Source organism: Candidatus Magnetominusculus dajiuhuensis (assembly GCF_046044395.1).
GTDB lineage: Bacteria > Nitrospirota > Thermodesulfovibrionia > Thermodesulfovibrionales > Magnetobacteriaceae > Magnetominusculus > Magnetominusculus dajiuhuensis.
This window is the reverse complement of the sequence record NZ_JBJUSG010000116.1, coordinates 1-11,516: the sequence shown is the minus strand read 5'-3', so window position 1 is coordinate 11,516 and position 11,516 is coordinate 1. Positions and strand designations below refer to the sequence as shown.

Here is an 11,516-nt window from a genome sequence, read left to right as displayed (position 1 = left end):
GGGAGGTGTGTGCCCTAGCTCCATAGGATTTTCACGGTAAAGCTGGAATCCAGAGAACCGTCTACCAAAGCCAACTGTATAGCCAATTTCTGTTTTATTTTTCAAATGCGTTTGCCCTGTCAAAAATGGCGCAGTCAATTTGTTATAATACGGTTGTGCATAAAACTGCCGGAGAAATAAGGCTTCCCATTAACAGGCTTCACATAGAGCTGACAAATGTCTGTGATTTCTCGTGCGAGTTTTGTCCGGATTCAATTATGAAAAGAAGGCGGGGCGCTATGTCTTTTGAAATGCTTAAATCCATTTTAGACGCCGCTCCGGGGATTGCCTCGCTTTGCTTGTTTCACGTAATGGGGGAGCCTACCCTTTACCCCCGCCTCACCGACGCGGTGGCCTATGCCTCAAATTTAGGGCTTGACGTGTGCGTTACCACAAATGGAAACAGGATGGATGTTCATTTAATGCGCGACCTTTACGCCGCCGGGGTTAAGGAAATCATCATATCCCTTCAAACACCCGACGAGAACTCCTTTAACCTGCGGGGGGCTAAGGGGCTTACTTTCTCCAGTTACGCGGCAAACGTTACGCTTCTTGCCAGGACCTTCCTTACAGATGGCCTTACTATGACACATCCAGAGGCGCGCCTCACGGTGAGCTTTCTGTCTTCGCCCCTGAGGAGGCTGATAATCCCTGTTGCCAGCAGTGTCAGCATTGCCGACACATCTGCCGCCCTTGCCCGCTATCTTTCACACTGGGCGGAGGCCGTGCTTGAGGATTCCCCGAATGAGGGACGCCTGCGGGACATCAATAAAGAAATAAAAAGGGCGCGAGCCTATAAAAAGAACTCAATACATCTGGCCAAAAATCTTTTTTTTACCACCCGTATCGCCGGTGACTGGAGAAAACCGGATGGTGAAAAGGTAGTGGGCGCGCGTATTGGCTATTGTCCTGGCATTGTGGATAATTTCGGCATACTTTATAACGGCGACTACGTGTTTTGCTGTGCCGACTATGACGGGGCAACAACAACGGCCAATTTCAACGACATGGCCATCATGGATTACCTGAACAGCAGGCCGGTTCAGGAAACGGTGAGGGCATTTAAGCGCTTCTCCGTAATAAATCCATACTGCCGCAGGTGTTTGGGGGATAAATCTTTTCTTAATTCAATTGTAAAACAAGTCGGCTCTATATTATACTTTAAGATGGCGGGGCGGCTTCATTAAATTGACTGGTGCAAAATCGTAAAACGGAGGAAAATTTATGAAAAGAACGGCTGTTGTAAACGCCTCGGTGGCCTTCACTTTCGCGGCATTGGTTTTACTGTTGTGTGGGCGAGGGCTTGCCGCGGACGCCGACTATTACGCGCGGTGTAATCTGAAGGTCTTAAAGGGTAACAAGGTAACATGGTTGAACTGGCAGGCATCCCCTACGTTTATACCCGCCGGAACGAAGCTGAAGGTGTCAAAAAGCGGCGCGAAGGCAACACTCACAGACCCCGCCGGAGAGCAATACACGCTTGACATTGGCAGTGCCGGAGAAAAATATCTTGAGAAATTCGTCACTCAAAAGCCGCTGAACATTGATAAGTATCCTAAAGACGTACAGGAGGGCATCAGGGAGGCGGTTGCGAGGTTAGACATGACAAAAGAACAGGTGTACGTCGCAATGGGCCCACCCGTGAAGCTCCTCAGCGGCGACACAGAGACAACGACCTATGAACAGATAATGGGATCTAATAACTGGATATATGCCAGACGCCGAATGGGTAAAAACATCGGCGTGGAATTTGACCCGACAACCGGCAAGGTAATACGCACCGAGGGAATCTGGCGATAACGCACGGGGGGATTGACAAGTGAAACTAACGCTGATATCGCCGCTTGCCTCTAAGAGCCTGTTAGGCGGGGATTTCTTCTTTCGCCTGCCGAGCCTGGGACTGTTAAAGGTAGCCGCCGCCACACCCCCTGAGTGGGAAGTCAGGATTATTGATGAGAAGGCGGAGCGTCTGCCTGATGACATAGACGCTGACCTTGTCGGGATTACGGCGATGACACCGGCGGTAAAGAGGGGCTATGAGATAGCCGACGCACTCCGCTCAAAAGGCAAGACCGTGGTCATGGGGGGTATGCACGCCTCTAAACTGCCTCAGGAGGCGCTCAATCATGTTGACGCCGTTGTCATTGGGGAGGCCGAGGGCCTATGGCCGCAGCTCCTTACTGATTTCGCGCGCGGCTCTCTGAAAAAGATATACCGGCACGAAAACGGTTACCCCGCCCTGGACAAGCTGGAAATTGTGAACTGGGACCTCTACAAGGGCAAGAGATACCTGCCCGTACATTTTGTTGAGACCACGCGCGGCTGCCCGTTTAACTGCGAGTTCTGCTCTGTGACAAGCTCCTTCGGCGGGCGGTTCAGAAACAGGCCGGTTGACGAGGTAGAGCGTGAGATTCAGTCATTAAAACCCTTTGAGCAGCGGTTTATCTTAAAAAACACGGTATTCTTTGTTGACGACAACATAATAGGCAACCGCGCCCACGCCAAAGAGATGCTTACGCGCATAAAGCCTTACAATTTGAAGTGGCTGGGCCAGGCCTCAAGCAACATCGCCAAAGACACCGAGCTACTTAAACTCTGCAAAGACAGCGGCTGCATGGGCCTGCTTGTGGGATTTGAATCGCTGTCAAAGGCCAATCTCTCAAAAATGGGCAAGGGGTTTAACAAACCGGACGACTATGTCGAAATCGTGAAAAGGTTCCATGAGCATGGGCTTGGTATAGACGGGGCATTTGTCTTAGGTTTTGACGACGACGACGAGGGGGTGTTTGACCGGACGGTTGACTTCACCATCAGGGCCAAACTCGATGTCTGTTATTTCTCTATCCTGACCCCGTACCCCGGCACGAGGCTCTATGAGCAAATGGAGGCGGAGGGCAGGATTATAGAGAGGGACTGGTCATACTACAATACGAATAACGTGGTCTTTAAACCCAAACTACTGTCGCCGCAAAGGCTTTTATCCGGCTACTATAAGGTGCTTAAGGAGGCATATTCGTATCCGAATATTGTCAGGCGGCTCTGGGGCAATGGTTCGTACAAGAATTTCTTTTATCCAATGAACTTTGGCTTCCGGCAATCAATAAATAAGACTACAAGGCGCGGACAGGATTTTAACATGCCAGAAAATATAAAGAAAGTGGAGGGATAAAGCCGATATGCCCCGCGTGCTGATTCTTGACGGGCTGTGGAACAAGACGCTTGCCGCGGTGAGGTCGCTTGGCAGGAGGGGGTTTTATGTGGCCGCAGGCGAATGGACGCGCTTTGCAACGGCGCTGTTTTCAAACTATTGCAGCAAACGGTTAATCTACCCATCGCCACAGGAGACACCGGCAAAATTTCTTGATTGGCTTGAGGACGAACTAAAAAAGAACGAATATGATGTACTGATGCCGATGGAGTTTCTGACACAGACACTGGTAACGTCGCAGAGGGAGCGGCTTTCTAAGTATTGCCGCATCCCGTTTGCCGATGTTTCTCTGGCGCTGAGGCTTCATAACAAGGCATTTCTGATGAAATATGTCCGTGAAAAGGGCTTTGACATCCCAAAGACATATATTATTGACGATTTAGGCCAGTTACCCGCCCTTGCCGGGGAGCTGCCCTTCCCTGTTGTCATCAAGCCACAGATGAGCTCAGGGGCAAGGGGTATTAGGTATGTCACCAGGAAGGAGGATTTCGTAAAGCAATACAAAAAGGTGCACAGGCAATACGAATTTCCCATTGTACAGGAGCGAATCCCCGACGGAGGCGACGCCATTGGGGTGTGCCTCCTTCTTAACAATGACTCAGAGGTGAGGGCGTCGTTTGTCTATAAGCGGCTGAGGGAGTACCCTATCAGGGGCGGGCCAAGCACACTGAGGGCAAGCATAAAGAGAGACGACGTAAGATACATTGCTGAATCCCTGCTGAGGTATTTCAAGTGGACTGGCGTTGCCCATATAGAGTTTAAGGTTGACCCAAGAGACGGTACGCCTAAGCTGCTTGAGATAAATCCGAGGTTTTGGGGCTCGTTGCAGCTTGCAATCAACGCAGGCGTAGATTTCCCCTATTTATTGTATAAACTAGCCATGGACGGCGACATCGCCCCGGTAACCGAATACAAGACGGGCGTGATGTGCAGGTGGATTATCCCCGGCGATTTGCTTCATTTCATAATGAATCCCAATAGATTTAGCATGAGCCCGGGGTTTTTCGACATGACAATAAAGGACGACCTTTTTTCCCTTAGAGACCCCATGCCGGTAATAGGCCGGCTGTCCTCGGCGTTAACACTCCTGTACAATAAAGAGATGCAGAACTTGTTTCTGCGCAGATGAGGCCATGCGCCCAACAATAAACGCCTTTACCGTAGACCTTGAGGACTGGTACCATGTCTGCGGCGTGGACGCCTGTTCTGACCCCGCGACATGGGCATCCTACGAACGCCGCATAACCGGCAGCACCGCTAAGATACTCTCTCTTTTGAGACGCTACGGCGTAAAGGCCACGTTTTTCGTACTTGGCTACATAGCTGCCAACGAACCAGCCCTGATAAAGGAAATAGCGGGCGAAGGACATGAGCTGGCAACACATGGGTTTTTCCACCGGCGTGTATATGAGATGTCAGAAATGGAGTTCGACGCTGACATCGGACGCTCAATAGAGGCAATCTCGACGATTACAAAGGCTCCTGTGCTTGGGTTTCGTGCCCCTGAGTGGTCAATTCGCAGGGCGAACTTTTGGGCGTTTGATGTGCTGAGAAGACACGGCATTGAGTATGACTCAAGCCTTGTGCCAATGTCTTTTATGGGCTGCCGCGACTATCCCCGCCTGCCCGTTAAACTTCAGACCAGATACGGTGAGATAGTGGAATTCCCGCTGACAACCGCGAGATTATTCCACGAAAACGTGCCCTTTTCGGGCGGACTGCCTCTTCGTATAGCGCCGTATTTTTATGTACTGTCAAAGATCCAGAGTATGAACCGCAGGGGCATCCCCGCGGTAGTCTATACACATCCCTGGGAGTTTGATACTGCCCAGCCAAAGCTCAATCTGCCGCTCAGCAGGAGGTTCATGCACTATTTCAACATAGGCGTTACGGGCAGGAAGGTAGAGGGATTATTAAAGCGCCTGCCATTTGCCCCTATGAAAGATGTCGTCACGGCATATTTTTCCTGACAGGAAATTTTTTTCTGAATTTACGGAAATAATGTTGACTTTTTGGGGGGAAATGTATTTAATATATGAGTCCCGATAAACGTGCGCGATGGGGGATATTATAACAGTTGTGATATTAAGTATGCGTGTCAAGAGGATTAAAGAGGGGGTCAGATGAGAAAAACGGTATTGATTGTGATTATGGCGTTGTTCGTGTTTAACGCGGGGATGTTGATGGCGGCCGATAGCAGCCTTGATGAGGGTGTAACCCAACTAAAAGAAGAGAATTTCGAGGAGGCCATAGTATTTTTTAAAAAGGCAAAGGAGGCCCAACCGGGCTCATCCGCTATTTCCTACTATTTGGGTGTTGCACTTAAGAAAACCGGAGATACAAAGGGGGCTGAGGAGAATTTTATCGAGGCCCTAACCGTTGTGCCGCCGGTTGAAGAGGCCTATACGGAACTGATAGAGGTTTACTATACCCAGGACAAGCTGAAAGAGGCCAAAGAGTGGATAGCAAAGGCCGAGGCCGCAAAGGCCAGGCCGGGCAGCGTAGCCTTCCTGAAGGGGCTTGTATTGTTAAAGGATGGAGACAACGACGGTGCCATAGAGGCCTTTAACAAGGCGAAGGAGCTTGACCCCGCGTTGACTCAGACAGTAAATTACCAGCTCGCCGCCGCATATAACAGGCAGCGGAAATTTACCGAGGCAAAGACAGCCCTTGCGGCAGTCATAGAGGCCGACCCTTCGTCGGATATGGCCTCATTCGCAAAGGAATACCAAAAGGCGGTCGAGGAAAATATCTCCGCAAACAGGGAATGGCGCTTTGCCATTGGTATATCATACAGATACGACGACAATGTCTTGCTGAAGCCTGAGGGTGGAATCCCCGGAGTGGAGATATCAGGGGAGAGAGACAGCGCCATATTAAATACGCTTCGAATAGACTACCAGCCAAACCTGGGCAACACGTGGTTCCTTAACATGCAGTACAATCTGATAAGCAACTATTACTTCCATAACGCCAGCCACGACCTTCTGATACAGTCCCTTACGGCAAATCCAGGATATGGCTTCAAAGACGGTGCCATATATCTGCCCATAACCTATAACTATGCCCTATTAAATGGAAGCAAATATATGGGGCTTTTGTCGGCAAAACCGACGGTTAACTGGATGTTTGAGAAAGACCATATCGCGCAGGCGTTCGTGGGTTATGAAAGAAGAGACATGCTTGGCGACATATCCGACCCGGACGAGGACAGGACAGGTAACCGATACCTGACCGGCTTAGGCTATATATATCTATTGTCACACGGCAAGGGGATGCTGAACTTCAGATATGAGTATTCCTCTGACATGACCCAAGGGCAGAACTGGGCCAACATGGGCAACAAGCTGACGGCCGGGGCCACGATTCCTATTGTTCAGGACGTGTATGGCGTTTTAAACTTCGAGGCTTTTTTCCAGAGATACTACAACGAAAACACGTTCTTCGGCTACAAAAGAAAGGACGACACTTATACCGCCACGGCCAGCATAGTATGGCAGGCAACGAAATTTATGGACGTAAGTATGCAATATTCACACACGACGGCAGACTCGAATATTTATCTGTATCAATATAACCGTAACATGTACACTACCGGCGTAGAATTCAAGTTCTAGACAACTAAAAAAGCATAGGAGGGGCGTTTTATGATCAGACAAAGGGCACGTATATCAATATATATAGCACTGGCACTGGTGATATTTCTGACTGCAGGGCCAGCTGCCTGGGCCGAGACCGAAGTCGGCAAGGTGACGTTTGTAGAGGGCAAGTGTGACGTCTTAAGAGGTGGCAATCTCCCCGCAAAACCACTTCAACTGCAAGACCCTATATTCGAAAAAGACACCGTCAGGACAAAGGCGGCCTCAAAGGCCGAAATCTCTTTCAAAGACGGCAACATGCTTCGCCTGGCTCAGAGTACGCGAATAGACATCAGCGAATATATCTCAAACAATGAACAAAACAAGGGCAAGGTTGCCCTTCCCCGCGGACATGTGCGCGCGATAGTGGACAAGGACATAGCCAAGCGCATAGCGAACGCGCCATCGGCAAATCATTTCGAGGTTCAGACCCCTAATGTCGTAGCGGGCGTTCGAGGTTCTGATGGCGATGTCATGTTCGAGCCGACATCAGGCGATACGATTGTCGCAATCAGAGAGGGCGTCTTTTATGTGTATAATATGCGCTTCCCTGATAATACAACCGATGTAACCGCCGGCAATGTGGTAGTGATACCTCAACACGCCCCGCCAGGACATCAAAGGCCTGTAACTACTACCGAAACTCAAAAGAACGAAAAGTCAACCGACCCTGATAAAAAGGACTCCAGCCAGTCGGGCACTCAGAGTTCATCCACCACCAGCACAACACCACCAGCTACCAGCACTGCCACTAGCACAGCAACACAGGTTGACAACACTGTTAAGAACATAAACACGGTAACGAATGTCATATCGCCGGACACGAATGTCTACCAACCGCCGGTTACTCAGTACACAACAACGGAGCCAATGACAACGCCAACACCAACTCCAACTCCAACGCCTACACCAACTCCAACACCTACACCTACGCCTACGCCGACTCCGACTCCGGCACCAACCCCTACGCCTACGCCGGTAAAGACCTATAATTTTGGAGGAACAATCACCGGTTCGCAATATGCGCTATATAGCGGTTCAGCTAACAATTTTACAACCGGCGGTTCAATAACCGGAAGCATGACATCCGGCACTTATTCGGGTGCATATACGCCGTTTAGTTTCACCGCCTCTGGTACATCCAGCCAGCCGGGTGGTTATCCTCTCTGGTCGTTTTCTATTGGCACCTCTTCGACAAATTCTTATATAAACATGAACGCCTATGCCGGAGGAGTTTCTACCAGCAGTGGCAACATTGGGAGTTTAGCCGGTACGTATACAAATTCTTATGACAACACGCAGGGCTTTGTTGTGTCATATTCGACGGCGGGTGGGCTGTTCTATCCCTCATCAGGCACAAACGGCGCGTGGAGCGCCACAGGGCAGCTTGTAACGGTTCCGATAGACCCAAGCCACGGGATTTATGGTTATGACGCATATTTTTACGGATTTAACAATACCACCAGTGGAGCGAGCAGGGTTGACTATGGCAACAATAAATATTTCAACATATCGTCATGGAACAGCAACGGCCTCGTGTATGGAACAAGCTACGGTGCCTCCACAGTGGGCAATGTCCCGGTTATATCCGTGGGAACCGCGATGGGCTACTACAATGGCGGGGTGTTGCAACTGACTGATATCTACAAATACATGTCTGCATCGCAGTATCTTTATCTTGCCTGCGGCAATGAGACCGGTGCCTCCGGCTGCTCAACTACCACGCCCGTTACCTCACTGTCATACCTGAACATACCGTCTGTTGAGATAGGGCGCACGAATCTCTCCGGTGCGCTGATAAGTGGTTCGGACTATGTTAATTTAAACATGAAAAACGTCGTTTTCTTCTCGCCATCCACAGGGACTAAGCCATCCATATTTGCAATAGGAAGCATAACGGGGACATACAGTTTGGGGTCATACCTTACGGCCTCAACCCTCCTGACGCAAGCGAACCAGATATACCTTTCCGACTTCACTAAGACCGGAATAAACGTGTACTTCAATTTCAACACGTGGAGCGGCGGTCTGTGGAACGGCACAATAGGTCCGTCATTTACAAGCGGCAACCTCTCAGGCGGCAACCTCGCAGGTAGTTCGTGGAGCGGCCAGGTCACAATGAACGGCTTTGCCGGTGGGACCTTTGGTTCGGGAACCATTGCCGGTAATGGGATAGGCATCGTCAGATGAGATATAAGTCAGGCGTGAAGGTAGCCTTGGCGTTATGTATTATGGTGCTTGTTCCGGCGTTGCTCCGGGCTGAGACGTTGAAGATCGGGGTCTTTGACATACAGCGAATAATGAGCGAGGCCGCCTCTGTCAACACATATCGGCAGCGTTATCAAAGCACCCTTGAGATGAAACGAAAACCCTTTGACCAGACAGAAGAGGAACTAAAACAGATCCGGGAGCAAATTGATAAAGGAAAACTCAAGCCCGAGGACCAGATGGCAAAAGAAGAGGAGTTCGCGCAAAAAGTCCTTGTCGCCAAACACCAGAAGGAAGACCTTGAGGCCGAAGTTGCAAAGATGGACAGGTGGATGAAGGCACAGGTCTTCAAGGACATAAGTGCGTTACTGGAAGAGCTGAATAAAAAAGAGGACTACTCCATCATCTTCGAGAGGAGCACCGTAGCCTACTACAAAAACGCCATAGACATCACTACTAAAATCATTGAGTTGTATAATAAGAAGAAGTGACGCCAGCGCCAGAAAGGGATTAACGACGCCAGTGCCAGAAAGGGATTAACGACGCCAGTGCCAGAAAGGGATTAACGACGAAGGGGGGGTAACCCCCCCTTCACCCCGTAAATTTCGCCACGTTTTGTCTGTTGAATTTTGGCTGCCGCCCGTTGGCGGCTCCGGTGCGTCAGCTAGTGCTGGCCGTGGATTAAACTCGGCAGACAGCGGACACAGGTCACTTTTTTCTCGCCCTCATGGTAACACTCAAAGAAGACCCTGTCCTTGTCAGTAGTGCCGCAAACAAAGCATTTTAATTCCATTGTAATTCCTCCGAAAGTTTGTTAGTATTCAACTACTAGTGCTCAATCGCGTTAATCTCATCTACCACCTTCTGCGGGTCAAGGTTATGCATCATAGAGCCAAAGGCAATAGTCTCCATATTGATGCCCGGACAGGTGAAGCAGCCCCCGCCAAAATGTTTCTCTATGACGGCCCTGGCACCTGGAGAATCTTTTATCACCGTACCTATTACCGAATCCTTTGTCACTTTTCCCATATCGTCCCTCCTGCTTTTAATTACGCTTTTAGTTATATATTAGTTATATAATGGAATAAAACATAGTGCCATGTGTATGATTTATATCAGATTATTAAAATAAAGGCGGGGACTTCCCTCGCTGTCAACGGCTCAAACCGGAAACTCCGGTCTTGATAGGATTATGTCAACCGTCCTGAGGCCCCTCAGCCGGAGACGAAGGCATCGTAGAGCAACCCGCCGCCAGCAACGTAAACACTAACAGAATTATCGAAAACAATTTCATTTCTTACCGTCCTCTGCTAAAGCATATTGCTATTAGTATATCAGTCCTTGTGACAATCGTCAACAGGACATTTCTTATTTCTGTAGAATTCGTAGTACAGAAGCGGCACGGCTATGAGCGTCAGCAATGTGGCGGAGCCTGCCCCGAACATCATAGAGATGGCAAGACCCTGAAATATCGGGTCAAAGAGCATTACTAATGAACCGACAAGCACCGCCGCCGCCGTCAGGGATATGGGCATGAAGCGAACCGCCCCCGCCTTTATTATAGCGTCGGCAAGGTTTCCACTTTCCTTCCAGTCGTACTGAATAAAGTCCACCAGCAAGATGGAGTTACGTACGATTATACCGGCAAGGGCAATAAATCCAATCATGCTGGTGGCCGTAAAAAACGCCCCCATTATCCAATGCCCGGGCAGTATCCCCACGAGCGTCAACGGTATAGGCGCCATAATTATTATTGGTGTTGTGAAGTTCTTAAACCACCCTACGACGAGTACGTAAATGAGGACAAGCACGGCGCCAAAGGCTATCCCCATATCCACGAACACGTCATAGGTTATCTGCCACTCCCCATCCCACTTCAACGAGTATTGCTTCTGCAGCCAGGGCATTTCAGAGAAGTGCTGCGTAAGCTCATAGCCTTCGGGGAGCTTTAGTGCTTTCACCGCGTCTTTCATTTTCAATATCGCATAGGCAGGGCTTTCCTCCTTTCCCGCCACGTCACCCACCACATACACAACGCGTCTGAGGTTTTTGTGGAAAATGGTCTTGTCCTCTGTGGTACTTACTATATTGACAAGCTCAGAAAGCGGTACTAATTTGCCAGTGGCGCTGATAACTGTCAACCCCTTGAGTTCGTTTATGCCTGAGCGCTTGTCCCTAGGGGACTGCAGGAATATCTCAACTGGTTCTTTGGATTTACTGTCGTGAATAAGCCCTGCCGGTGTGCCCCCAAGGAATGCGTGTAGCGTGGCGGCCACTGCGGAAGGGGATACCCCGGCGATGGCCGACTTTGTCTTATCTATTTCAAATACGTACTTGTCTTCGTCCGCCTCGACAAACCAGTCCACATCAACGTAAGCGTCAAGAAAACCCCATCTTTACAGTGGGGGTAGCAGATGTCATAA

Annotated in this window: 11 protein-coding genes; 8 read left to right on the top strand and 3 right to left on the bottom strand. The window is 49.7% G+C overall.

Annotated elements, in window-relative coordinates; translation table 11 throughout:
- The first annotated feature begins 125 nt into the window (after positions 1 to 125).
- From AB7D94_RS13795 to AB7D94_RS13760, 8 genes are all read left to right on the top strand, one after another.
- Positions 126 to 1,226, top strand: a complete 1,101-nt coding sequence (locus tag AB7D94_RS13795; RefSeq protein ID WP_420266500.1) for a radical SAM/SPASM domain-containing protein — start codon at positions 126 to 128, stop codon at positions 1,224 to 1,226.
- Between the two features lie 37 nt (positions 1,227 to 1,263).
- Positions 1,264 to 1,839, top strand: coding sequence for a hypothetical protein (locus AB7D94_RS13790; RefSeq protein ID WP_420266499.1), 576 nt, complete (start codon positions 1,264 to 1,266; stop codon positions 1,837 to 1,839).
- Between the two features lie 19 nt (positions 1,840 to 1,858).
- Entirely contained in the window at positions 1,859 to 3,208 is a 1,350-nt protein-coding gene (locus AB7D94_RS13785; RefSeq protein ID WP_420266498.1) for a B12-binding domain-containing radical SAM protein, read from the top strand.
- A gap of 7 nt (positions 3,209 to 3,215) precedes the next feature.
- Positions 3,216 to 4,376 carry a carboxylate--amine ligase gene (locus AB7D94_RS13780; RefSeq protein WP_420266497.1) on the top strand — a complete coding sequence of 387 codons (1,161 nt, stop codon included), beginning with the start codon at positions 3,216 to 3,218 and terminating at the stop codon, positions 4,374 to 4,376.
- A 4-nt stretch (positions 4,377 to 4,380) separates the two neighbouring features.
- Positions 4,381 to 5,217 (top strand): polysaccharide deacetylase family protein, encoded by an 837-nt coding sequence (locus AB7D94_RS13775; RefSeq protein ID WP_420266496.1) that lies wholly within the window; start codon positions 4,381 to 4,383, stop codon positions 5,215 to 5,217.
- A gap of 153 nt (positions 5,218 to 5,370) precedes the next feature.
- On the top strand, positions 5,371 to 6,864 hold the full coding sequence (locus AB7D94_RS13770; protein WP_420266495.1) for a surface lipoprotein assembly modifier: 1,494 nt from the start codon (positions 5,371 to 5,373) through the stop codon (positions 6,862 to 6,864).
- Positions 6,865 to 6,894: 30 nt separating this feature from the next.
- On the top strand, positions 6,895 to 9,075 hold the full coding sequence (locus AB7D94_RS13765; protein ID WP_420266494.1) for a FecR domain-containing protein: 2,181 nt from the start codon (positions 6,895 to 6,897) through the stop codon (positions 9,073 to 9,075).
- Positions 9,072 to 9,584, top strand: coding sequence for an OmpH/Skp family outer membrane protein (locus AB7D94_RS13760; RefSeq protein WP_420266493.1), 513 nt, complete (start codon positions 9,072 to 9,074; stop codon positions 9,582 to 9,584). The genes AB7D94_RS13765 and AB7D94_RS13760 overlap by 4 nt, the downstream gene beginning before the upstream one ends.
- 173 nt (positions 9,585 to 9,757) lie before the next feature.
- Here the strand turns inward: AB7D94_RS13760 and AB7D94_RS13755 are convergent, their stop codons facing one another.
- The 3 genes from AB7D94_RS13755 to AB7D94_RS13745 form a co-directional block, all read right to left on the bottom strand.
- Positions 9,758 to 9,886 (bottom strand): hypothetical protein, encoded by a 129-nt coding sequence (locus tag AB7D94_RS13755; protein WP_420266492.1) that lies wholly within the window; start codon positions 9,884 to 9,886, stop codon positions 9,758 to 9,760.
- Between the two features lie 35 nt (positions 9,887 to 9,921).
- Positions 9,922 to 10,122, bottom strand: a complete 201-nt coding sequence (locus AB7D94_RS13750) for a DUF1858 domain-containing protein (protein WP_420266491.1) — start codon at positions 10,120 to 10,122, stop codon at positions 9,922 to 9,924.
- Positions 10,123 to 10,427: 305 nt separating this feature from the next.
- Complete coding sequence (locus AB7D94_RS13745) at positions 10,428 to 11,459, bottom strand: efflux RND transporter permease subunit (RefSeq protein WP_420266490.1); 1,032 nt, start codon at positions 11,457 to 11,459, stop codon at positions 10,428 to 10,430.
- Positions 11,460 to 11,516: the final 57 nt, after the last annotated feature.